We start from the raw sequence: 21,075 nt of genomic DNA on the forward strand, positions 1-21,075 counted from the left end.
CCGGTGGCTGGTCAGCCGGCCAGGGGGACGGTGACCGGGAGCTGGGGCTGGGCGGGGACGCCGAGGAGGTCTTCGACCGTGGAGACGAAGGTGTCGGCCTCGGCCAGCAGCTCGTCGGCGTCCGAGGCGCTGACGCCGCGGACCATGCCGGCCTCGGCGGCGGCGCGCTTGGCGGCGCTCACCGAGAAGTAGGCCGCCCACTCGGCGAGCTGGGGCTCGGCCTCGGGCAGCAGCTCCCACGCGCTGCGCAGGCGACGCCGGCGGCCTTCCATCGGCCGGGGGCGGGCGGCCAGGATCGCCGCCGCCGCGCGCAGCGCCGCGAGGTGGGCGGCGACGTAGCGCGATGCCGGTGTGCGTGCCGTGGCCGCTTCGGCCAGGCAGGAACGCGAGTCGGCCAGGTGGGCCCGGACCGCGGGCGACAGCCGGGGCCCGGGCGTTTCTCTCTGCCGTGGTGCCATCTTGCGCGCCTCCTTCGAGTCGTGGGGCGACTCCCCGGCGTCCAGCCGGTGAGGTCAACAATCGCAGACCCCACCGACATTTCCGCCGGGCCGGCCGGACGAGGAGCTTCCCCTCTCCCCGTCCGGCCAGGACACGCCCACTCGTCTCCGCCGACGACGAGGACGCGCCCTTCGCCCGTGGAGCCTGGCCGAGGGTGCCGCTTGGGGGAAGCGACGGCCCACGACCAGGTCCGGGGACGTGAGCCGCGAGCCTCACGCCACTAGGTCGAACATAATTTCGATCACGCTCGGTGTCAACCGGTTCCACGAACACAGGTTCGATCAGCGTGTCGCAATAGCCGCCGAAACGTCGCCGTGCAGGGGCCTGACGCCCGGCTCGCCCTGGCTACGATGACCGGCATGGGCCCCATCCTGATGACCGCGATCCTCACCCTTCCGGCCCTGGCCGTGCTCCTGATCCCGTTCCACGACGAGTCCGGCGCCGCCGACACCCGCAACTCCCTGGCCGGGCTGCGCACCCGCGAGACGCTCGCCTCCCCCGAGGCGTGGAACGCGGCGCACGCCTGGGCCCGGGCGCCGATGCGGCGGCTGGCGCTGATCATGGCGGGGGTGCTCGCCGCCGCCGTGGCGGCGGAGGCGGCGCTGGGACTGCCGGAGCCGGCGGGGGTCGCGGTCGTCCTGGCGCAGGCCCTCCTTCTCGTGGGCGGCCTGCTGCTGATCGCCCGGCGGGCGCACCTGGTGGCCGCCCGGGTCAACCGCGAGCGCGCCGCCGGCACCTGAGCGCACCGGGAGCGCCACCGGCCCCCGGTCTCCGTCACAGCACCACACCCCCCGAGGAGACCTCCATGACCGTCGCGTACGACACGAGCTCGCTGGCCAGGTTCACCGGCGCGGTGCGGGGACGGGTGCCGCTGCTGATCGGCGCGGTGGCGATCGGCGCGCCCGCCGCACTCGCCTTCGACGCGGGCCTGCAGCTCGGCGAGGACGTGATGCAGCTGGGCGGCCCGCTGAGCCTGCGCTCGGTGCGCAACCGGCTGTCGCGGCTGCTGTACGACCGGCGCTTCGGCGTCAGCACCGCCGACTTCGCCGATCTGGCGGACTTCGGGCTCGACCATCCCGAACGGGTCTACTACTCCCCCGCCCACTGGGGCACGCTGCTGCGCGCGCTGCCCAAGCAGGACGTGAGCGGCCGCGACGTGTTCGTGGACCTCGGCGCGGGCAAGGGCCGGATGGCGCTGGAGGCGGCCAGCCGCTACCCGTTCGGACGGGTGATCGGCGTGGAGCTGTCGGCGGAGCTCACCGAGGTGGCGCGGGCCAACCTGGCGGGCACCCGGCTGCGGCTGCGCGCGGGCAGCGTCGAGTTCGTCAACTCCGACGTGCTGGACTTCGTGCTCCCGGACGACGCCAGCGTGGTGTTCCTGAACAATCCGTTCAGGGGCGAGATCTTCGCGGCCACCATGGACGGCGTGATCGCCTCGGCCGACCGCCGTCCCCGCCCGATCACGGTGATCTACTTCAACCCGGTCGAGGAGCCGTACCTGCTCGGCACCGGCCGCTTCCGCCACGTGCGCACGGTGACGCCCCGCAGGGGGCGGGGCGACGGCGTGTACGGCACGACCCGCGTGTACGAGGTCGTGCCGGCGGGCTGAGAGGCTGGTGGCCGCCGTTCCGTGAGGGGCGGCGGCCACCGGGCGTCAGGCGATCGAGATCGCCCCTGACGGGCAGAGGGTCACCGCGCGGCGGACCGCGTCCTCCTGGTCGGCGGGTGGTGCGGGCTGCAGCAGCATGACCGTGCCGTCGTCTTCACTCTGGTCGAACACCTGAGGCGCGGTGAGCGCGCACATGCCCGCCCCGATGCACACGGTGGTGTCGGCTTTGATCTCCATGTTCCCTGCCTACCAGGTCACGGGCAGGCGGTGCACACCGTAGATGCTCATATCCGTCCGCATCGGCACCTCATCGGGCGGAACGGCCAGGCGCAGACCGGGGAAGCGGCGCAGCAGGGCCGCGTAGCCGATGCGCATCTCGATCCGGGCGAGCTGCTGGCCGAGGCACTGGTGGATGCCGTGACCGAAGGCCAGGTGGCCGCCCACCGGCCTGGCGACGTCGAGGGTCCCGGGATCCGCGAACCGGTCCGGGTCGCGGTTGACCACCGGCAGGTGGAGGGTCACCGAGTCGCCCTTCCTGATGAGGCGTCCCCCGATCTCCACGTCCTCCAGGGCCGCCCGGACCGGCCCCAGGTGGATGATCGTGAGGTAGCGCAGCAGTTCCTCCACGCCGTTGTCGACCACCGACGGGTCGTCGCGCATGGCGGCGAGCTGGTCCGGGTTGGTGAGCAGCGCGTAGGTGCCGAGCCCGAGCATGTTGGCCGTGGTCTCGTGCCCGGCGATCAGCAGCAGGATCGCGACGCCGGTGAGTTCCTCGTCGTTCAGCTCGCCGCCCGCGACCAGGCCGCTCAGCAGGTCGTCCGCCGGCCGCGCGCGCTTGCGCGTGATCAGGCCGGCCAGGTAGGCGGACATCCGGCCGAGGGCGGCGATCACGTCGTCGGCCTTGGACTCCAGGGTCAGCATCTTCCTGGACTCGTCCTGGAACCGCGCCCGATCCTCGTACGGCACTCCCAGCAGCTCGCAGATGACCAGGGACGGGATGGGCAGCGCGAAGGCCTCCACCAGGTCGGCAGGGCGTCGCGCGCTCTCCATGGCGTCCAGGCAGGACTCGGCGATCTCCCGGATGCGCGGTTCGAGCAGTTTCATCCGGCGCACCGTGAACTGGCCGGTGAGCAGCTTGCGGTAGCGGGCGTGCTCGGGCTCGTCCATGCGCAGGAAGAAGCCGGGCGGCGTGCGGAACCTGCCGGTGTCCTCCGGCTTGAAGCCGGGCCGGGCGAACGGCGGGTGCATGAGCTCGGGCCGGTTGCTGAAGCGCGGATCGGCCAGCACCGCGCGGTCCTCGTCGTAGCCGGTGACCAGCCAGCCCTCGTGACCGTCGGAGTAGGTCATCCGGTGCACCGCCGCCTGCTGCCGGATGCGCGTGTAGACGTCCGGCGGGTCGAAGGGGCGTTCGCGGCCGGTGGTCAGGGTCAGATCGGACATGTGGCTCTCCTCTCGGCTCACCTCTCCAGAAAAGCGCATCAGATGCAATTTTACAACGGATGAAAAATGTAACCAGATGCAGTACAGTTCGCTCATGTCGGGACTGCGGGAGCGCAAGAAGCAGCGCACACGCCGGGCGCTGGCGGACGCCGCTATCCGGCTGTTCGCCGAGCGGGGCTACGAGGAGACGACGATCGCGGAGATCGCGGCCGAGGCCGAGGTGTCGACGCGGACGTTCTTCGGCTACTTCGCCAGCAAGGAGGACGTGATCTTCCACGACTCGGCCGGGCGGATGGAGGAGCTGCTGGCCATGGTCGCCGACCGGCGGCCGGGCGAGACCCTGGCCGACCTGCTGGTGCGGGTGCTCCGGCACGGCCTGGAGTCGACGGCCGACGGCGACAGCTTCAGCCTGACCGAGGCGAAGGCCCGGATGGACGTGATCATGAGCGTCCCGGCGCTGCAGGCGCGGGGCCTGCGCCTGCTGTTCGACAGTCAGATGCGGCTCGCCGGGGCGCTGTGCGACGCCTTCGCCGGCGAGCTGGACCTGGTGGAGGCGGCGGCGGCCGTCGGCTCGCTGGTCGGCGCCGTCAAGCTCGCCACCATGGCCAGCCTTACCAGGGGCGACACGGGCGAGCAGGTACGCGAGGCGATGACCGTGGCCACCGAGCTCGCCCTGCGCGGGCTCGGCGCCTCGGGGAAAATATCCGCATAAATCAGCTCGCTGGGCAGGACGGGTTGATCCAGGCCGTCCACCCCTGGGCGGTGCCGCCCTCGCCCGTGGCGGCCCAGCCGGCCGGCGGCGGGCCGGCGCCCGGGGGCACGACTGCGCTGCACGCGTCCGGCGGCGGGCCCTGCCGGCGGCCGTCGTACATGTCCAGGGCCGTCCACCACACGCGGTGCGTCAGCGGCACCCAGATCCCCCACCTGACCCGGGTGTCGACCGCGACGCCGCCGGGAGGCGGCGCCTGCAGCCAGCCGCGCGCCGGGGCGGGCGGCGCCTTCGGGGCGAGGTCGGCGGCGAAGGCCGTGTGCACCGCCGCCAGCACGATCACCGCCACCAGGATCCGGGTCCGGCGGCGGGTGAACAGGCAGGCGGCCGCCAAGCAGGCCAGCAGGACCAGGGCCGCCCGCGACGCCCCGGCCATGTCGAGCGCGTCGCGGACCCCGCTGAGGAAGGACGTCTCGGGGAAGTCGAAGGCGATGAACGCGTAGCGGCGCAGCCGGTCCCCCGCGTACCAGGCGGCGATCCCCCCGGTGGCGGCCAGCAGCGCGGCGGCCGCGGCCACGTACCGCAGCGCGGTGGCCCGCCGGGCGCGCACCAGCACCACCAGCCCGGCCAGCAGCCAGGCGACGGCCACGCACGACAGGTAGCGCCCGTAGGCGTAGTTGCCGACGCGGTGCTCGTCCGGCAGCGCGGCCGAGGAGGCGTAGGCGATGCCGAGGGTCACGGCCAGCAGCGCGGCGGCGGTCACCCGGTGCGCGACCGGGCCGCCGCGCCGCACGGCCACGACGGCCGCGCCCGCCAGGCCGACGCCCGCCAGCCCCCAGGTGCCGCAGATCAGGTACCAGAGCTGCCCCGCCGCCCCGGACAGCGCCCATGCCTGCCCGTCCACCGTGGTGAACCGGGAGACCGCCAGCGCCGTCAGGTCGCGCGGCCCCCGGGGGTAGATCGCCGCGGCGACCGCCGCGTTGAGCCCCTGCCCGGCCACCGCGACCACCGCCGCCACGACCACCGCCGCCACCGCCGCCGCCCGAAGCCCGGCGGCCACGCCCGGCCGGCGCCGCACCAGCAGGAGCCCGGCCGCCAGCACGGCGAAGACCGCCAGGACGACCGTGCCGCGCAGGTGTACCGCCATCGCGTAGGCGGCGAGCCCGCCGGCCAGCATCCCGGCCCGCGCGGAGCCGTACCGGACCAGGTCGTGCACGGCGATCAGCCAGCCGAGCAGCAGGCTGGGCAGGATCGCGTCGGCCAGCGCCAGTCCCGAGAACAGCAGCCCCGGCGGCGCGAGCGCGGCGGCGAACGCGAGCACCGCCGCCCCCCGCCGCCCCGTCCCGAACCGCAGCAGCAGCAGCAGGTACGCCAGCGGGAACGCCGACGCGGCGGCCACCGAACCGGCGACGACGACCAGCCGGTACACGGTTTCGGGATCGGAGGTCACCCAGTGGATCGGCGCCAGCAGCAGCGGGTAGCCGCCCCGGTAGAACGTGGTCCCGCTGAAGTCGACGCCGGGCCCGCCGGCCAGCCAGCGCGCCGCGGCGAGATACCCCGCCTCGTCCGGGTTGGCCACCGGCCCCGCGTGGTATCTCGACACCCAGAGTCTCAGCAGCACCTGCGCGGCGAACCCGGCGATCAGCAGACCCCGGAGCGCGATCTTCCGGCGGGCACGCGGCGGCCGTTCCAGGACGACAGTGGACAGCACGGAGATCCCCCAGTGCCGCCACCGGGACCTTCCCGGCGTCGGCCAGGAGAGTCCACCAAGAGCCGCATAACCCCCGCGTCACCCGGAGCGGTGACGCGGACGTTATGCGGTCAGCGCCGGAACTTGCCCCTGACGTGCACCGGGACGCCGGTGCCGAGCAGGCCGGGCAGTTCCTCGGCCACGTTCATCGGCAGGCGGACGCAGCCGTGCGAGGCGGGCTGCAGCGGCACCGACAGCGCGCCGTGGAAGGCGATGCCGCCGTTGAAGAAGATCGGGTTGTAGAGCTGGCCGAGGTAGGACTTGTGCCAGCCGTCGCGCCGCCAGGTGGTCTTGTACGTGCCCGTCGGGGTGGTCGCCGAGCCGCAGAAGCGCTGCTCCTTGCCCTGCCAGACGCTCGTCTCGCAGTACGGGACGCCGCTGCCGGAGGAGATGTGGCTGATCAGCTTCACCTCGCCGCGCACGTACAGGACCAGGATCTGGCTGGTGAGGTTGACCTCGGCGCGGGTCGGCTTGCCGTTCCTGGCGAGGATCTTGGGCGCCTCGGGCGTCTCCAGCGCGGACCAGGTGGCCTTGCCGACGGTGCTGGTCGGCTTGATGCCGTTGACCTTCTGGAACGCCCACACGGCCGCCAGCGTGCCGCCGCCGTAGCGGCCGTCGATCTTGCCGGGGCGGTAGCCGAGCTCCTTCAGGCGCTTCTGCAGCCAGAGGACCTCCTTGCCCTTGGCGCCCAGCTTGAGCTTCTTGTCCGGCGCCGTGACGGGAGCGGCGGCGGCCCCGGCGGCGACGGGCACCACGCCGGGCACAGCAGCAGGCACAGCAGCAGGCACAGCGGCGGGTGCCGTGGTCGTCGTGCCGCATCCGGCGAGTGCGACGGCCCCCGCCGTCAGGAGAGCGGCCACCCCAGGTCGAGCCCGCACCGGTATCACCTCTCGAATCCTTAACAAACGAATCAACGGACCCTATACCACCACCGGACAGCGTCAAGAGATGGTCAACCTGTTTAGAGTGTGCGCATGCTCGAGAAGTTGCCCGCCAACGCGATACGCGTGGAAGCCGCGCTCCGGAGCCTGGGAGCCGCCGGTGAGATCGTGGTCCTGCCGGAGAAGGCCCCCACCGCCGCCACCGCGGCGGCCCAGCTCGGCTGCGAGGTCGGCGCGATCGCCAACAGCCTGATCTTCGACGCCGACCGCGCGCCGCTGCTGGTTCTGACCAGCGGCGCGCACCGGGTCGACGTGGAGCTCGTCGCGCGCACGGCCGGGGTGCGGAAGGTACGCCGGGCTACGCCGGAGTTCGTCAGGGAGGCCACCGGCCAGCCGATCGGCGGCGTGGCGCCCGTGGGCCACCCGGCTCCGGTGCGCACGCTGGTCGACACCTGGCTGGGCAAGCACGAGGTGGTGTGGGCCGCCGGCGGCCATCCGCACACGGTGTTCCCGACGACGTTCGACGAGCTCGTGCGCATCACCGGCGGCACGCCTGCCGACGTCGAGTAGGCCGGCTACGGCACGCCGGGCGCGGAGTAAGGTTCGACCGTGATCGAGTTTCGCGGTGCGGGGCCCGCAGAGTTCGCCGAACGGCTGGACACGGTGATCGACATCTACTCCGCCGCCATGCGCCCGCCTGCCGAGCAGATCGCCGGCCGCACCACCATAATGCGCAATCACGGGACATATCCCTTTTTCCAGTGTTATTTCGCAGAATGGCACGATTCGCACCGTTCGGCCAGGCCGCTGGTCGTCGGGTTCGCGTACGGGTTCCGCGGCGCGCCGGGCCAGTGGTGGCACGAGGTCGTGCTGCGGGCCCTGCGCGAGCGGGCGGGTGACCGGCTCGCCGAGGCCTGGATGGGGCACGCGTTCGAGCTGGCCGAGATCCACGTGCACCCCGACTACCAGGGCAAGGGCATCGGCCGCGCGATGATCACCACGCTGTGCGCCGGCCGCCCCGAGCGCACGGCCGTCCTGTCGACGCACGACCGGCCGACCGCGGCCCGGCATCTCTACGCCAGCATGGGCTTCACCGATCTGCTGACCGGCTTCGTCTTCCCCGGCGGCCACGAGGAATACGCGATCGCGGCTCGCCGGCTCCCCCTGCCCATTGCCTGACGTGAGGTTTTACCGCACTTGGTGACGGGCACAGATTATTACAGAGAGCACACGTTCCTTTACTCTCCGACCGCAGGTCCCCTGCCGTCACCCGCCCGATCCCCCTGCGGGCGGGTGACGGTCTTCCTCGCACGGGACGTACGTCATGGACGGCACTGTGACGCGGGGACGCTCACGACAGCCGGGGCTCCTCGTGCGGGCGGCCCTTGAGCTCGTGGAAGTGCGGGGTGCCGGCCACCAGCAGCACGCCGTCCCACAGCCGCCCGGCCGCCTCGCCCGTGGGGACCTGCGACACGACGGGGCCGAAGAAGGCCACCGGCTCCCCGGCGGCCGCGCCCGTCACGGCGACGACCGGGGTGCCCGACTCACCGCCGATCGCGGCCATCGCCCGCGCGTGCGAGGCCCGTACGAGCTCGTCGGACTCGGGGGTGAGGGCCGCGTCCGCGAGCTCCTCGGGCAGGCCGGCGGCCCGCAGGGCCGTCCGCATGTCGCCGAGCCACTCCTGGTCCTCGCCGCCGGTGGTCCACAGCGCGGTGTAGAGGCGGCCGAGCGCGTCGGAGCCGTAGCGATCGGCGACGGCGGCGCACAGCCGGGCGGGCACCCACAGGTAGCCCTCCGGGTCGCCCTCGGGGTCGCCGTCGCGGCCCTCGTTGAGCACCGACAGGCTCATCACGTGCCAGCGCGCCTCGACCGGCCGCACCCGGGTGACCTCCAGGAGCCAGCGGGAGGTGAGCCAGGTGTAGGGACAGGACGGGTCGAACCAGAAGTCTGCGATCACCCGTCCAGTCAACAGGAGATCAGCCGGGCACGGGCGCGGGCTCGATCCGCTGGAACACCTCGCGTGAGGCGCTGGAGCGGTTGAAGGTGATGAAGTGGATGCCCGGCGCGCCCTCGTCGAGCAGCCGCTGGCACATCTCCGCGCCGTGCTCGATGCCGAGCCTGCGCACGGCCGCCGGGTCGTCGGCGACGGCCTCGAAGCGGGCCGCCACGTCGGGCGGGAACGGCGCGCCCGACAGCTGCTCGGAGCGGGCGATCGTGCTCATCTGGGTCACCGGCATCACGCACGGGATGATCGGCGTGTCGCAGCCGCGGGCCGCCACCCGGTCGCGCAGCCGCAGGTAGTCGTCGGCCCGGAAGAACATCTGCGTGATCGCGTAGTCGGCGCCGGCACGGCACTTGCGCACGAAGAACTCGGTGTCGGACTCGATGGACGGCGAGCGCGGATGCTTGTAGGGGAAGGCGGCCACGCCCACGCAGAAGTCGCCTGCCTGGCGGATCAGCCGCACCAGCTCCTCGGCGTAGAGGACGCCCTCGGGGTGCTGGACCCACTCGGCGGTGGGGTCGCCGGGCGGGTCGCCGCGCACGGCCAGGATGTTGCGCACCCCGGCGTCTGCGAAGCGGCCGACCAGGTGGCGCAGCTCGCGGACGGAGTGGTTGACGGCGGTGAAGTGGGCGACGGGCGTCAGCGTGGTGCCGCGCGCGACCCGCTCGACGATGTCGACGGTGCGGTCACGGGTGGTGCCGCCCGCGCCGTAGGTCACGGACACGAACGTCGGCCGCAGCGACTCCAGCTCTCTGATCGCCTTCCACAGCTGCCGCTCCCCCTCGTCGGTCTTCGGCGGGAAGAACTCGAAGGAGAACGACCGGCCACCCGAGGCGAGCAGCTCGCGGACGGTGGGGACACGATCGGGCAGGACGGAGGGTCGACCAAGCGCCATGCGACAAGATTACCCGGTGCCCGCCCGGCCACCGACTCTCCACCTGCTCGGTATGGCCGATATGTCCGGCCACTAGTCTCAAGGCATGAGCACAGACGCCGCGAAGATGGACAACCTGCGCGCCCAGGTGGATCGTCGCATCAGGGAGTTCGTCGAACGGCAGTTGCCCGCCACCGGCGACGCCGATCTGGAGCCGCTGCGCACGGCCGCCGGCGAGCTGCTGTCAGGAGGCAAGCGGCTGCGCCCGGCGTTCTGCTACTGGGGCTGGCGCGGGGCCGGCGGCGGCGACGTGCCGGAGATCTTCACCGCGGCCGCCTCGCTGGAGCTGCTGCAGGCCAGCGCCCTGGTGCACGACGACGTGATGGACAAGAGCGACCTGCGCCGCGGCATGCCGGCCGCGCACCGCCGCTTCCAGACGCTGCACGAGAAGTCGGGCTGGCACGGCTCGGCCGAGCAGTTCGGCGAGGGCGCCGCGATCCTGCTGGGCAACCTGCTGCTGATCTGGTCGGGCGAGATGTGGCGCACCAGCGGCCTGCCCGCGCCCGCGCTGGCGGCGGCCCAGCCGGTGCACGACCACATGCGCACCGAGCTCATGTGCGGCCAGTACCTGGACCTGCTGGAGCAGGCGCACGGCGAGAACACCTTCGAGTCGGCGCTGCGCGTGGCCCTCTACAAGAGCGGCAAGTACTCCGTCGAGCACCCCCTCCGGCTCGGCCTGGCGCTGGCCTCCGGCGGCCTGGAGCCGTGGATGGACGAGCTGTGCACCACCTACGGCACCCGGGTCGGCATCGCCTTCCAGCTGCGCGACGACATCCTCGGCGTGTTCGGCGACCCCGCCCACACCGGCAAGCCGGCCGGCGACGACCTGCGCGAGGGCAAGCGGACGATGCTGGTGGCCCGCACGCTGGCGGCCGCCTCGCCGGACCAGGCGGGCACCGTGCGCCGCCTGCTCGGCGACCCCGCGCTCGACGGGGAGGGCGTGGCCGCGCTGCGCGACATCATCGAGGACACGGGCGCGCTGCGGGAGTGCGAGGACATGATCGGCGACTATCTCGGCGAGGCGCTCGCCTCGCTCGACCAGGCGCCGATCACGCCCGAGGCCCGTGCCGCGCTGGCCGGGCTCGCCGTGGCGGCTACGTCGCGGCGGACGTGAGCCGCTTGGCGAACTCGGCCGCCGCCGCGCCCGGATCGTCGGCGTCGGTGATGGCGCGCACCACCACCACCCGGCGGACCCCGTACGACATGACCTCGTCCAGGTTGGCCAGGTCGATGCCGCCGATGCCGAACCAGGGCCGGTCGGCGGCGAGGCCCGCCGCGTGCCGGAGCAGCGACGGGCCGGGCGCGTGCCGGCCGGGCTTGGTCGGGGTGGGCCAGATCGGCCCGCAACAGTAGTAGTCGACGCCCTCCTCCACGGCCGCGGCGGACGCCTCGGCCGTCGAGTGGGTGGACCGTCCGATGACGATGTCGTCGCCGAGCATCTCTCGCGCGACCGTCACGGGAAGGTCGTCCTGCCCCAGATGGAGCACGTCTGGCCGGGCGGCGAAGGCGATGTCGGCCCGGTCGTTGACCGCCAGCAGCCGGCCGTGCCGGTCGCAGGCGTCGCGGAAGACCTCCAGGAGCGCGAGCTCCTCGCGCGCCTCCAGGCCCTTCTCCCGCAACTGGACGATGTCCACGCCGCCGGCCAGCGCCGCGTCGAGGAATTCGGCCAGGTCGCCCCTGTCACGCCGCCCGTCGGTGCACAGGTAGAGGCGGGCCTCAGAAAGCGAGGGCTTGGGCACGGCGCTTGACCTCGGTGTGCCGACCGGCCCTGATCGCCTGGACGGGCGATCCCGGCAGCGAGTCGTCGGGGGTGAAGAGCCAGCGCAGCGCCTCCACGTCGTCGTAGCCGGCGTCCCGGAGCACGGTCAGCGTGCCCGGCAGGCCCTTCATCACGTCCTTTCCGTCGAGGAACACCGCGGGCACCTGCGGCCCGCCACTGCCCCGGCGCACGCCGAGCAGCTTGTGATCCTTGAGGAGTTGCTTGGCCCGTCCCATCGAGAGGTCGAGGCGCTGGGCCACTTCGGGGAGAGTGAGCCACTCGTCAACGAGCTGGTCGGTCTCCCGGTCGATCTGTGCAACAGAAAGCGTCACGAAACCACAACTACCACATGCCGCGCTTGCTCAAACAACACAATCCCGTAGGGGAACGTCCGGATCTACCAGGCGTTCCTCGTCGAGACGCCGGCCCGCCTGGATGATCCGGCGGCCCTGCACGAGGTCGCGGGGCCGGTCGACGGCCAGCACGGCGGCCAGCGTCCCCTCCGCGGTCAGCCAGCAGGCCGACCACTTGCCCTCCGGCCCGCCCCGGTAGATCAGCCGCTCGCCTGCCGGATGGTGGCCGGCGTACTGGACCATGTGGCCGAACTGCTCCGACCAGAAGTACGGGACCGGGTCGTAGACCTCGTCCTCGCCCAGCAGGGTCGCGGCCGCCACCTCGGGGGCGCCCAGCGCGGTGTCCCAGTGCTCGACGCGCAGCCGGGTGCCGTAGCGGCGCGACCACCAGGCGGCGCAGTCGCCCACGGCCACCACGCCGGGCAGCGAGGTGCGCAGCCGCTCGTCGGTGACGACGCCGTTGTGCAGGTCGACGTCGGCGCCGGCGAGCCAGTCCACGGCCGGGCGGACGCCGATGCCCGCGACGACCACGTGCGCCTCCACGAACCCGCCGCCGACCAGCTCCACGCCGCCCTCGTCGACCGACGCGACCATGGTTTCGAGCCGCAGGTCGATGCCGTCGTACCAGCTCTCGGTGCGGGCGCCGAGCTCCGCGCCGACCGCCTGGGCCAGCGGGGCGGGGCCCGCCTCGACGACGGTGACGGCGCAGCCGGCCCGGCGGGCGGCGGTGGCCACCTCCGCGCCGATCCAGCCCGCGCCGATGACCGCGACGCGCGCGCCCGGCACCAGGCGGGCGCGCAGCTCCAGCGAGTCGTCGAGGGTGCGCAGCACGTGCTGCGGGCCGTCGCCGGGCAGCGGGATCGGCTCCGCGCCGGTCGCGATGACCAGCCCGTCGTAGCCGAGCTCGCCCTCGGTGGTCTCCACGACGCCCTCGCGCAGCGACTTGGCCGAGACGCCCGGCCGGAAGTCGACCTCCAGCGCCGCCAGGTCGGAGTCGACGAAGCTGGAGTCGGCGGAGCCGAGCAGCACCGCCTTCGACAACGGCGGCCTGTCGTAGGGCCGGTGCCGCTCCTGGCCGATCAGCGTGATCCGGCCGCCGAACCCCCGTGCCCGCAGCGCCTCGACGCTTCGCACGCCCGCAAGACCCGCTCCCACCACCACGACGCGATTCACGTTCATGACCATAACGGGGGCGGTGCCGGGACGTGGCACCGAGGCCGTAGGCTGTGGGACGTAAGACGCGCGGGAGTCCGGCCGTGACCGGGCTGAGAGGAAGGCTTCACCGGGCCTTCGACCGCAAGACACCTGATCCGGGTCATGCCGGCGAAGGGAGCGGACATGGACGTGGTCGTGGGCGGCGGGGTCGTCGGGCTGTCGATCGCCTGGCGGCTGGCCCGCGCGGGCCGGCCCGTCACGGTGGTCGACCCGGCCCCGGCCTCCGGCGCCTCGCACGCGGCGGCCGGCATGCTGGCGCCGGTCAGCGAGGTGACCTACACCGAGGAGCCCCTCCTGCGGCTCGGCGTCGCCTCCCTGCGCCGCTGGCCCGCCTTCGCCGCCGACCTGACCGCCGACGCCGGCCTCACCCCCGCCGCCGGACCCGCCGCCGGACCCGCCGCCGGACCGGCCGGGGTTTCCGCGGCGGTCAGGGATGGGCTGGATCTGCGGGCTCAGGGGACGCTGGACGTGGCGTTCGGGGCCGACGACCTGGCGGCGCTCGGGGAACTGGCCGCGTTCATGGAGAAGCTGGGACTGCCGGTCGAGCGGCTGACCGGGCGCGAGTGCCGGCGCCTGGAGCCGATGCTGGCGCCCTCGGTGCGCGGCGGCCTGCTGGCCCCCGGCGACGCCTGGGTGGACCCGCGCCGCGTCACCGCCGCCCTGCTCGCCGCGCTGGAGCGGCGCGCCGTCCCGCTGGTGCGGGCCGGCGTGAGCGAGTTGCTGCGCGACGGCGGCCGGGTGACCGGCGTACGCCTCGCGCCGCCCCCGGAAGACCACCCGGCGGCGCCGGAGGGCAGTGAGCAGGGCGACGAGATCCGGGCCGAGCGGGTGATCCTGGCCGCCGGGGCGTGGAGCGCCGGGCTGGCCGACGTGCCCGTACGGCCGGTCAAGGGGCAGATCATGCGCCTGCGCTCCCCCGTGCCGCTGCTGAGCCGGTGCGTGCGCGGGATGGTGCACGGCGCCCCGGTCTACCTGGTGCCCAGGGGCGACGGGGAGTTGGTCGTCGGGGCCACCCAGGAGGAGCTGGGGTTCGACACCCGGGTGACGGCCGGCGGGCTGTACGAGCTGCTGCGCGACGCCAGGGAGCTGGTCCCGGGGGTGACGGAGCTGGAGGTGGCCGAGGTGGTGGCCGGGTTGCGTCCGGGGACGCCGGACAACCTGCCGATCATCGGGCCCGGCGCTGCCCCCGGGCTGGTGCTGGCCACCGGGCACTACCGGGGCGGGGTGCTGATGGCCCCGCTCACGGCCGCGATCCTGCAGGGCGAGGAGGGCGACCTCGCGTCCCTGTGCTCACCGGCGAGATTTCGGGATATTTCATGAAACTGCTGATCAACGGCAGCCCGCACGACGTGCCTGACGGCATGACCGTGGCGCAGGCCGTACAGACGCTGACCACCGCCACCACCGGCGTGGCGGTGGCCGTGAACGACGAGGTGGTCACGCGCGGCTCGTGGGAGACGACGGCGCTGCGCGACAGCGACCGCGTGGAGGTGCTGACGGCGGTGCAAGGTGGATGATCTGATCATCGCCGGGGAGAAGTTCTCCTCCCGGCTCATCATGGGCACCGGCGGCGCGCCCTCGCTGGAGGTGCTGGACCAGGCGCTGGCGGCGTCGGGCACGGAGCTGACGACCGTGGCGATGCGGCGGCTCGACCCCGCCGCCCGCGGCTCGGTGCTGGACGTGCTGCGCGAGCGCGGCATCAAGGTGCTGCCCAACACGGCGGGCTGTTTCACCGCGGGCGACGCGGTGCTGACGGCACGGCTGGCCAGGGAGGCGCTGGGCACCGCCTGGGTCAAGCTGGAGGTCATCGCCGACGAGCGGACCCTGCTGCCCGACCCGATCGAGACGTTCGACGCGGCCGAGCGGCTGGTCGCCGACGGGTTCACGGTGCTGCCGTACATCGGCGACGACCCGGCACTGGCCCGCCGCCTGGAGCAGGCCGGGTGCGCGGCGGTGATGCCGCTGGGCGCGCCGATCGGCTCCGGGCTGGGCATCCGCAACCCGCACAACATCGAGCTGATCGTGGAGGCCGCCGGGGTGCCGGTCATCCTGGACGCGGGCATCGGCACGGCCAGCGACGCGGCCCTGGCGATGGAGCTGGGCTGTGACGCCGTGCTCCTGGCCACGGCCGTGACGCGGGCCCAGCGGCCCGACGTGATGGCCACCGCGATGCGCGAGGCCGTCCGGGCGGGCCGCCTGGCCCGGCAGGCCGGCCGCATCCCGCGCCGCCGCTACGCCGAGGCGTCCTCCCCGATGACCCCGTGACGGGCGCGCGCCGGCCCCACGCGCCCGGGGCCGGCGTGACCGGTGCGGTGAAGCGGCACGTGAGGGACCATACGAGGGACAGAGCGGGGCACGGGTCGGCATCGGTTTCGGATGGTCAGGCCCTCCCGGGTGCGAAACGCCCGTAAACTCGGCGGGGTGGACACGACGACTGCCGACCCGTTGGTCGGCCGGCTGCTCGATGGACGCTACCGCGTCGAGTCCCGGATCGCCCGGGGCGGCATGGCGACCGTCTACCTCGCGCTCGACATCCGGCTGGACCGGACCGTCGCGCTGAAGGTCATGCACCGCTCGCTCGCCGAGGACCCGGCGTTCGTGCGCAGATTCATCGGCGAGGCCAAGTCGGTGGCCAGCCTCTCCCACCCCAACGTCGTGCACGTCTTCGACCAGGGCACCGACAACGACGTGGTCTACCTGTCGATGGAGTACGTGCCGGGCAAGACGCTGCGCGACATCCTGCGCGAGCGCGACCGGCTGCCGGCCCGCGAGGCACTGGAGATCATGATCCCGGTGCTCGCCGCGCTCGGCGCCGCCCACCAGTCCGGGATGGTCCATCGCGACGTCAAGCCCGAGAACGTGCTGCTGACCGCCGACGGCCGGGTCAAGGTCGTCGACTTCGGCCTGGCCAGGGCGATCGAGGCGACCAACCAGACGCGCACCGGCGTGATGATCGGCACGATCGGCTACATGTCGCCCGAGCAGGTGACGACGGGCGGCGCCGACGTGCGCAGCGACGTCTACGCGGCGGGCATCATGCTGTTCGAGCTGGTCACCGGCCGCCAGCCGTACGACGGCGAGACGCCCATGTCGGTGGCCTACCGGCACGTCCACGACACGGTGCCCGCGCCGTCGTCGCTGGTCCATGACGTGCCGCCGCAGATCGACACGCTGGTGACGCACGCCACGGCCCGCGAGCCGCACGACCGCCCGTCCGACGCGACCGCGATGCTGGTGGCGGCCGTCGAGGCGCACCGGACGCTGCCCCGGCTGACCGAGCCGCCGGCCGGGCGGGCCTCCGGCGCGCAGCACTCCAGGCCGCACACGATGCCGCCGGCCGCCCCCGCGCACACGCTGATCCAGCCGCGGGCCGAGGTGCCGGTCGAGCCGCCGCCCCGGCCGCCGCGCGCACGGGGCAAGGGCGGCGGGTTGCGGCCCAACTGGTTCCTGGTGGGGCTGGCCACGGTGATGGTGGTCGCGGTGGCGCTCACCGGCCTGTACTTCTCGCAGAAGACCCTGGCCGTGGTGCCCGACCTGGTCGGCAAGAACCTCGCGGTGGCCGAGCAGAACGCGCGCAACCAGGGCTTCAAGGTGCGGCGCGTGGAGGGCAGGCACGACGAGAAGGTGGCCGAGGGGCTCGTGCTGGAGATGGACCCGGCCGCCAAGACCGAGGTCGAGGCCGGGCAGACGATCACGCTCGTGCCGTCGCTGGGCCCCCTGCGGGTGCTGGTGCCGAAGGTGCAGGGCCTGTCCGAGCAGGACGCCCGCAACGCGATCGGCAGCGCCGGCCTCACCGTCGGCAAGGTCCGGCGCCTGCAGAACCTGGAGGTCGCCCGCAACTCCGTCATCCGCACCTCCCCGCAGGTGGGCGAGAAGGTGAAGGAAGGCGCCAAGGTCGACCTGTACGTGAGCGCCGGGCTGGTGATGCCCGACGTCGACGGCATGCCGAAGGACGAGGCCGCCGCGTTCCTGGGCCAGCAGGGCTTCCCGGTGCAGGTCAACGAGGTCGACGACGACGCCGAGCCGTGCACGGTGATCGCGCAGTCGCCGAAGGCCAAGGCGGAGGTCGACAAGGGCGTCCCGGCCATGATCACGGTGGCGCGGTGCCAGACGGACTTCTGGCACTGGTTCAACGGTGACCAGGAGGCCCGCGACGACCAGCAGTTCGTCATCGTGCCGCAGGTGATGGGCAAGAACGTCAACGACGCCCGCAACGAGTTGCAGGCGCTGGGCTTCCGGGTGCGGGTGCGCTCGCTGGGCGGCGGCGGCGTGGTCCGCTTCCAGCGGCCTGCCCCCAACAGCGAGCGTCCGCCGAACTCCGAAGTGCTCCTGTGGCACTAGGGGTCAGGCCAGGGTGCCGAGCAGGCGCACCCTGGCCAGCCCGCCGTCGGGGTGGATGTCGACCCGTACGTGCCCGACGGGCCCGGTGTGGCTCAGCCGGAAGCGGTGCGGGGTGTCGGGCCGCAGCGCGGTCCTGGGCAGCAGCTCGATCTCGCGGTCGCCGTCGAGGCCGGTGAGCGTGACCGCGGCGGGCGCGTTGTGCAGCAGGTTCGTGGTGTCGATCTCGGCGAGCCTGACGAGGCCGCGCGCGGCGAGCCGGATGACGAGCCAGTCGTTGCCGCCGTCGCGGCGGCGCGCCGTCTCCCATCCTTCGGCCTGGTGGCGGGCCAGGCCGGGGGCGATGACGTGGTGCGGGGCCGAGTAGAACGCGTCGGAGCAGGCGGTGACCAGCCCGCCGTTGGCCATGGCCGCCAGGTCGAGCCCGAGCCCCTCGTACACCGACAGGTCGGCCCGCGGCTCGCCGTGCACCCGCAGCCGGGCGACGCCGCCGTCGGGGAAGATGTTCAGCCGCACGTGCGTGTGACGGCGCTCGTCCGCGACCGCGAACAGGTGCTCGGCGTCGCCGCCGAGCGGGCTCCTGGGCACGATCGGGACCCACTCGGCCCGGGCCAGCTCGGCGGGCGACGGGTGGCCCCCGACCTCGGCGGCCTCCACGGAGGCGTACGGCGGGTGGTTGCCGGTGAACCAGGCGGTGTCGACGACCACGCCCCTGATCACGCCGGGGACGCCGAGGCGCACCACGGCCCAGTCGTGGCCGGGCTCGCGGCGGCGCCGGGTCTCCCAGCCGTCGTAGACCTGGCCCTTGCCGCCGAACGTGGCGGGCCTGAAGGCGGGACGGCCGGGCCGGATCAGCGCCTCCTTCTCGGCGAACGCCTCGTCGCTCGCGGCCACGACGGCGCCGCCGTGACCGCGCAGGGCGAGGTCGGGCAGGTCGGTGAAGCCCGGCATCTACGCTCCTCCCAGCAGGGTGCCGCACGGCACGCCGTCGGCGGGCCTGCCGCGCAGCCAGGTGGTCAGCACGGCGCCCCTGAGCTCGTGACCGTGGTAGGGCGTGATCGGATGGCGGTGGTGCAACCGGGCGGCGTCCACCGGCTCGGCGGCGTCCGGGTCGAAGGCGACCAGGTCGGCGTCGTTGCCGGGGGTGATGGCGCCCTTGCCGGTCAGGCCCGCCAGCGCGGCCGGGCCCTCGGACATCCACCGGGCCACGTCGGCGAGCCCGTGCCCGCGCCGCGCCGCCTCCGTCCACACGACGCGCAGGCCGAGCTGCAGTGAGGCGACGCCGCCCCACGCGGCGGCGAAGTCGGGCACCTTGAGATCGGCGGCGGACGGCGAGTGGTCGGAGACGACGCAGCTCAGCACGCCCCGGGCGAGCCCGTCCCAGAGCAGGTCGCGGTTGGCGGCCGAGCGGATGGGCGGGCAGCACTTGTAGGCGGTGCCGCCCTCGGGCACCCGTTCGGCGTCGAGCGTCAGGTAGTGCGGGCAGGTCTCGGCGCTGACCGGCAGCCCGGCGGCCCGCGCCGCCTCCAGCGGGGGCAGGCACTCGGCGCTGGAGACGTGCAGGATGTGCGCCCGCGCGCCGGTCTCGGCGGCCAGCCGGACGACCAGCTCGACGGCGCTGCGCTCGGCCGCACCGGGCCGCGACGCCAGGAACTCGCGGTAGGACGGTCCGGCGCACTCGGTCAGCAGGGCCGGGTCCTCGGCGTGCACGACGAGCAGCCCGCCGAACCCGGCGATCTCCGTCATGACCTCCCGCAGCTCGCCCGGCGAGAGCGGCGGGAACTCCGGCACGCCCGACGGCGACAGGAAGCACTTGAACCCGTGGACGCCCCGCTCGTGCAGCGGCCGCAGGTCCTTGAGGTTGCCGGGCACGGCGCCGCCCCAGAAGCCCACGTCCACGTGGCACCGCCCCTCGGCGGCACGCCGCTTGGCGGCCAGCGCGGCGGCGTCGACGGTGGGCGGCAGCGAGTTGAGGGGCATGTCGACGATCGTGGTGACGCCTCCGGCGGCGGCCGCCCGGGTGGCGCTGGCGAACCCCTCCCAGTGGGTGCGGCCCGGCTCGTTCACGTGCACGTGCGTGTCGACCAGGCCGGGCAGCAGCGCCAGGTCGCGCAGGTCGATGTCCTCGGCCGCCGCCGCGCCGGCGTCGTAGGGGTGCAGCGCCTCGATCCGGCCGCCGCGCACCGCGACGGCCAGCGCCCGCTCCCCTTCGGCCGTCACGACCCTGCGCGAGCGCACCACCAGGTCGTACGGCGCGGCCGCGGGCGGAGTCACCGGGCGGGTCATCAGGTGAGGTGGTCTTCGGCCAGGCGGGCCGCGAGCCGGCGCAGGAGGGGGGCGGCGCCTGCCATGCAGCGGTCCGGGTCGGGCTCCAGGTCGGTGAGAGCGTAGGCGGCGGCGAAGCCGGCGGCCCGCAGCTCGTCGTCGGACAGCGAGCGCCGCCCGCAGACGGCGACGACGGGGACGCCCGCGCGGGCGGCGGCCCTGGCGACGCCCGCGGGGGCCTTGCCGCGCAGCGTCTGCTCGTCCAGCGACCCCTCGCCGGTGATCACCAGCCGGGCGCCCGCGACCCGGTCGTTGAAGCCGAGCAGGTCCAGCAGGTAGTCGATGCCGGGCTGGACGTCGGCGCGCAGGAAGGCGAGCGCGGCGAAGCCCACGCCACCGGCGGCCCCGGCGCCCGGCGCCCCGGCGACGCCCATCGGCCGGGGGACGTCGTCGTGCTCGACGGCGCCGACCAGGCCGTGGGTGCGGGTGGCGACGGCGGCCAGCCGGGACAGCGCGCCCTCCAGCAGGGTGACCTGCTCGGGGGTGGCGCCCTTCTGCGGCCCGTAGACGGCGGCGGCGCCGTGCGGGCCGAGCAGCGGGTTGTCGACGTCGCTGGCCACCACCACCTCGACGCCCGAGAGGTCCAGGAAGCCGGACATGTCGATCCGGTCCAGGTCGCGCAGCGCCGCGCCGCCCGCGGCCAGCTCGCGCCCTTCGGCGTCGAGCAGGCGCGCGCCGAGCGCCCGGACCAGCCCGGCTCCCCCGTCGGTGCAGGCGCTGCCGCCCAGGCCGAGGACGAGGCGGGTGGCGCCCTGCTTGACGGCGTCGGCGATCAGCTCGCCGGTGCCGTAGCTGGTGGCGGTCAGCGGCTCGGTGCCGCCGGGGAGGCGGCGCAGGCCGGACGCCTCGGCGAGCTCGATGACGGCGGTGTCGCCGCGCCTGCCGTAGGAGGCGTCGACGGGCTCACCGGTGGGCCCGGTGACCCGGGCGGTCACCCGGGTGAAGCCGCCTGCCACGGCGGCCTCGACGGTGCCGTCGGCGCCGTCGGCGACGGGCAGTTCCACCGCCGGGACGCCGAGTCCGGCCGACACGGCGGCGGCGACCTCGGCCGCCGTCAGCGAACCCTTGAACTTGTCCGGGGCGACAAGCACGTGCTCAACCACTGCGAACTCCCACACGAGACGGACACGAGCGGCTCGCCTGCCGGGGGCAGGCGGTCCGGCGATCCCCCATCATCACACCCGCCCGGCGCTCGCGCGGCCCGGGGGCACGGGCGGGTGTACGGGTCGGCGATCGCCGGAACCTGTCTCTTTTACAAATCT

Annotated in this window: 23 protein-coding genes and 1 riboswitch; of the genes, 10 read left to right on the forward strand and 13 right to left on the reverse strand. The window is 73.8% G+C overall.

Going from position 1 to position 21,075, the window contains the following annotated elements:
* Positions 1-11 precede the first annotated feature (11 nt).
* Entirely contained in the window at positions 12-458 is a 447-nt protein-coding gene (locus ADY59_RS37560; RefSeq protein WP_049572957.1) for an SAV_6107 family HEPN domain-containing protein, read from the reverse strand.
* A gap of 399 nt (positions 459-857) precedes the next feature.
* On the opposite strand from ADY59_RS37560, the gene ADY59_RS37565 reads away from it, so the two are divergent.
* Positions 858-1,238: an SdpI family protein gene (locus ADY59_RS37565; protein ID WP_049572958.1), complete on the forward strand. Its 381-nt coding sequence runs from the start codon at positions 858-860 to the stop codon at positions 1,236-1,238.
* Positions 1,239-1,303: 65 nt separating this feature from the next.
* Positions 1,304-2,107 carry a class I SAM-dependent methyltransferase gene (locus ADY59_RS37570; RefSeq protein ID WP_231619079.1) on the forward strand — a complete coding sequence of 268 codons (804 nt, stop codon included), beginning with the start codon at positions 1,304-1,306 and terminating at the stop codon, positions 2,105-2,107.
* 45 nt (positions 2,108-2,152) lie between these two features.
* Here ADY59_RS37570 and ADY59_RS37575 read toward each other — a convergent pair whose 3' ends face one another.
* Together ADY59_RS37575 and ADY59_RS37580 are read right to left on the reverse strand one after the other, a co-directional pair.
* Positions 2,153-2,344 (reverse strand): ferredoxin, encoded by a 192-nt coding sequence (locus ADY59_RS37575; protein WP_049572959.1) that lies wholly within the window; start codon positions 2,342-2,344, stop codon positions 2,153-2,155.
* Between the two features lie 9 nt (positions 2,345-2,353).
* Positions 2,354-3,547 (reverse strand): cytochrome P450, encoded by a 1,194-nt coding sequence (locus tag ADY59_RS37580; protein ID WP_049572962.1) that lies wholly within the window; start codon positions 3,545-3,547, stop codon positions 2,354-2,356.
* Between the two features lie 94 nt (positions 3,548-3,641).
* On the opposite strand from ADY59_RS37580, the gene ADY59_RS37585 reads away from it, so the two are divergent.
* A complete protein-coding gene (locus ADY59_RS37585) occupies positions 3,642-4,259 on the forward strand; it encodes a TetR/AcrR family transcriptional regulator (protein ID WP_049573004.1) in 618 nt (205 codons plus the stop codon).
* A gap of 1 nt (position 4,260) precedes the next feature.
* Here ADY59_RS37585 and ADY59_RS37590 read toward each other — a convergent pair whose 3' ends face one another.
* Complete coding sequence (locus ADY59_RS37590) at positions 4,261-5,967, reverse strand: hypothetical protein (RefSeq protein ID WP_049572965.1); 1,707 nt, start codon at positions 5,965-5,967, stop codon at positions 4,261-4,263.
* Between the two features lie 110 nt (positions 5,968-6,077).
* Positions 6,078-6,782 (reverse strand): L,D-transpeptidase family protein, encoded by a 705-nt coding sequence (locus ADY59_RS37595; RefSeq protein WP_231619080.1) that lies wholly within the window; start codon positions 6,780-6,782, stop codon positions 6,078-6,080.
* A 198-nt stretch (positions 6,783-6,980) separates the two neighbouring features.
* Between ADY59_RS37595 and ADY59_RS37600 the strand changes: the two genes are divergently transcribed.
* Positions 6,981-7,457 carry a YbaK/EbsC family protein gene (locus tag ADY59_RS37600; RefSeq protein WP_049572969.1) on the forward strand — a complete coding sequence of 159 codons (477 nt, stop codon included), beginning with the start codon at positions 6,981-6,983 and terminating at the stop codon, positions 7,455-7,457.
* Positions 7,458-7,496: 39 nt separating this feature from the next.
* Positions 7,497-8,066: a GNAT family N-acetyltransferase gene (locus ADY59_RS37605; RefSeq protein WP_049572972.1), complete on the forward strand. Its 570-nt coding sequence runs from the start codon at positions 7,497-7,499 to the stop codon at positions 8,064-8,066.
* A gap of 172 nt (positions 8,067-8,238) precedes the next feature.
* Here ADY59_RS37605 and ADY59_RS37610 read toward each other — a convergent pair whose 3' ends face one another.
* Together ADY59_RS37610 and metF are read right to left on the reverse strand one after the other, a co-directional pair.
* The gene (locus ADY59_RS37610; RefSeq protein ID WP_231619081.1) at positions 8,239-8,844 is read right to left on the reverse strand and encodes a mycothiol-dependent nitroreductase Rv2466c family protein; all 606 of its coding nucleotides are present in this window, start codon (positions 8,842-8,844) and stop codon (positions 8,239-8,241) included.
* A 19-nt stretch (positions 8,845-8,863) separates the two neighbouring features.
* Entirely contained in the window at positions 8,864-9,784 is a 921-nt protein-coding gene (metF, locus tag ADY59_RS37615) for a methylenetetrahydrofolate reductase [NAD(P)H] (protein WP_049572978.1), read from the reverse strand.
* Between the two features lie 85 nt (positions 9,785-9,869).
* Between metF and ADY59_RS37620 the strand changes: the two genes are divergently transcribed.
* Positions 9,870-10,937 (forward strand): polyprenyl synthetase family protein, encoded by a 1,068-nt coding sequence (locus ADY59_RS37620; RefSeq protein WP_049572981.1) that lies wholly within the window; start codon positions 9,870-9,872, stop codon positions 10,935-10,937.
* Here ADY59_RS37620 and thiE read toward each other — a convergent pair.
* Genes thiE through ADY59_RS37635 form a run of 3 tightly spaced genes read right to left on the reverse strand, consistent with a single transcriptional unit; the run spans position 10,918 to position 13,108 of the window.
* Complete coding sequence (thiE, locus tag ADY59_RS37625; protein WP_049572984.1) at positions 10,918-11,562, reverse strand: thiamine phosphate synthase; 645 nt, start codon at positions 11,560-11,562, stop codon at positions 10,918-10,920. The genes ADY59_RS37620 and thiE overlap by 20 nt on opposite strands.
* Positions 11,540-11,914 carry an Rv2175c family DNA-binding protein gene (locus tag ADY59_RS37630; protein ID WP_049572987.1) on the reverse strand — a complete coding sequence of 125 codons (375 nt, stop codon included), beginning with the start codon at positions 11,912-11,914 and terminating at the stop codon, positions 11,540-11,542. Before ADY59_RS37630 ends, thiE begins: the two co-directional genes overlap by 23 nt.
* A gap of 30 nt (positions 11,915-11,944) precedes the next feature.
* Positions 11,945-13,108 (reverse strand): NAD(P)/FAD-dependent oxidoreductase, encoded by a 1,164-nt coding sequence (locus ADY59_RS37635; protein WP_049572989.1) that lies wholly within the window; start codon positions 13,106-13,108, stop codon positions 11,945-11,947.
* A gap of 59 nt (positions 13,109-13,167) precedes the next feature.
* Positions 13,168-13,284: riboswitch (TPP riboswitch) on the forward strand.
* Between ADY59_RS37635 and ADY59_RS37640 the strand changes: the two genes are divergently transcribed.
* The 4 genes from ADY59_RS37640 (at position 13,274) to pknB (ending at position 17,491) form a co-directional block, all read left to right on the forward strand.
* A complete protein-coding gene (locus ADY59_RS37640; protein ID WP_053175514.1) occupies positions 13,274-14,470 on the forward strand; it encodes an FAD-dependent oxidoreductase in 1,197 nt (398 codons plus the stop codon). It overlaps the preceding riboswitch by 11 nt.
* A complete protein-coding gene (gene thiS / locus ADY59_RS37645) occupies positions 14,467-14,667 on the forward strand; it encodes a sulfur carrier protein ThiS (protein WP_049572994.1) in 201 nt (66 codons plus the stop codon). The genes ADY59_RS37640 and thiS overlap by 4 nt, the downstream gene beginning before the upstream one ends.
* On the forward strand, positions 14,660-15,415 hold the full coding sequence (locus ADY59_RS37650; protein WP_082310710.1) for a thiazole synthase: 756 nt from the start codon (positions 14,660-14,662) through the stop codon (positions 15,413-15,415). The genes thiS and ADY59_RS37650 overlap by 8 nt, the downstream gene beginning before the upstream one ends.
* 156 nt (positions 15,416-15,571) lie before the next feature.
* On the forward strand, positions 15,572-17,491 hold the full coding sequence (gene pknB / locus ADY59_RS37655) for a Stk1 family PASTA domain-containing Ser/Thr kinase (protein ID WP_049572996.1): 1,920 nt from the start codon (positions 15,572-15,574) through the stop codon (positions 17,489-17,491).
* Between the two features lie 3 nt (positions 17,492-17,494).
* On the opposite strand, the gene alc is transcribed toward pknB, so the two are convergent.
* From alc to ADY59_RS37670, 3 genes are read right to left on the reverse strand one after another with little or no spacing between them, the layout of a single operon-like run.
* The gene (gene alc / locus ADY59_RS37660) at positions 17,495-18,439 is read right to left on the reverse strand and encodes an allantoicase (RefSeq protein ID WP_049572998.1); all 945 of its coding nucleotides are present in this window, start codon (positions 18,437-18,439) and stop codon (positions 17,495-17,497) included.
* Positions 18,440-19,774, reverse strand: coding sequence for an allantoinase AllB (gene allB, locus ADY59_RS37665; RefSeq protein WP_049573001.1), 1,335 nt, complete (start codon positions 19,772-19,774; stop codon positions 18,440-18,442).
* Positions 19,774-20,916 (reverse strand): glycerate kinase, encoded by a 1,143-nt coding sequence (locus ADY59_RS37670; RefSeq protein WP_231619082.1) that lies wholly within the window; start codon positions 20,914-20,916, stop codon positions 19,774-19,776. The genes allB and ADY59_RS37670 overlap by 1 nt, the downstream gene beginning before the upstream one ends.
* Between the last annotated feature and the right edge of the window lie 159 nt (positions 20,917-21,075).

Origin of the sequence: Nonomuraea sp. SBT364, from assembly GCF_001083785.1 — a bacterium.
GTDB lineage: Bacteria > Actinomycetota > Actinomycetes > Streptosporangiales > Streptosporangiaceae > Nonomuraea.

What these genes read in the sequence shown, in the direction of transcription:
- ADY59_RS37560 (WP_049572957.1), bottom strand. Translation starts at nt 458, where the DNA reads ATGGCACCACGGCAGAGAGAAACGCCCGGGCCCCGGCTGTCGCCCGCG.
- ADY59_RS37565 (WP_049572958.1), top strand. Translation starts at nt 858, where the DNA reads ATGGGCCCCATCCTGATGACCGCGATCCTCACCCTTCCGGCCCTGGCC.
- ADY59_RS37570 (WP_231619079.1), top strand. Translation starts at nt 1,304, where the DNA reads ATGACCGTCGCGTACGACACGAGCTCGCTGGCCAGGTTCACCGGCGCG.
- ADY59_RS37575 (WP_049572959.1), bottom strand. Translation starts at nt 2,344, where the DNA reads ATGGAGATCAAAGCCGACACCACCGTGTGCATCGGGGCGGGCATGTGC.
- ADY59_RS37580 (WP_049572962.1), bottom strand. Translation starts at nt 3,547, where the DNA reads ATGTCCGATCTGACCCTGACCACCGGCCGCGAACGCCCCTTCGACCCG.
- ADY59_RS37585 (WP_049573004.1), top strand. Translation starts at nt 3,642, where the DNA reads ATGTCGGGACTGCGGGAGCGCAAGAAGCAGCGCACACGCCGGGCGCTG.
- ADY59_RS37600 (WP_049572969.1), top strand. Translation starts at nt 6,981, where the DNA reads ATGCTCGAGAAGTTGCCCGCCAACGCGATACGCGTGGAAGCCGCGCTC.
- metF (WP_049572978.1), bottom strand. Translation starts at nt 9,784, where the DNA reads ATGGCGCTTGGTCGACCCTCCGTCCTGCCCGATCGTGTCCCCACCGTC.
- ADY59_RS37620 (WP_049572981.1), top strand. Translation starts at nt 9,870, where the DNA reads ATGAGCACAGACGCCGCGAAGATGGACAACCTGCGCGCCCAGGTGGAT.
- ADY59_RS37640 (WP_053175514.1), top strand. Translation starts at nt 13,274, where the DNA reads ATGGACGTGGTCGTGGGCGGCGGGGTCGTCGGGCTGTCGATCGCCTGG.
- thiS (WP_049572994.1), top strand. Translation starts at nt 14,467, where the DNA reads ATGAAACTGCTGATCAACGGCAGCCCGCACGACGTGCCTGACGGCATG.
- alc (WP_049572998.1), bottom strand. Translation starts at nt 18,439, where the DNA reads ATGCCGGGCTTCACCGACCTGCCCGACCTCGCCCTGCGCGGTCACGGC.
- allB (WP_049573001.1), bottom strand. Translation starts at nt 19,774, where the DNA reads ATGACCCGCCCGGTGACTCCGCCCGCGGCCGCGCCGTACGACCTGGTG.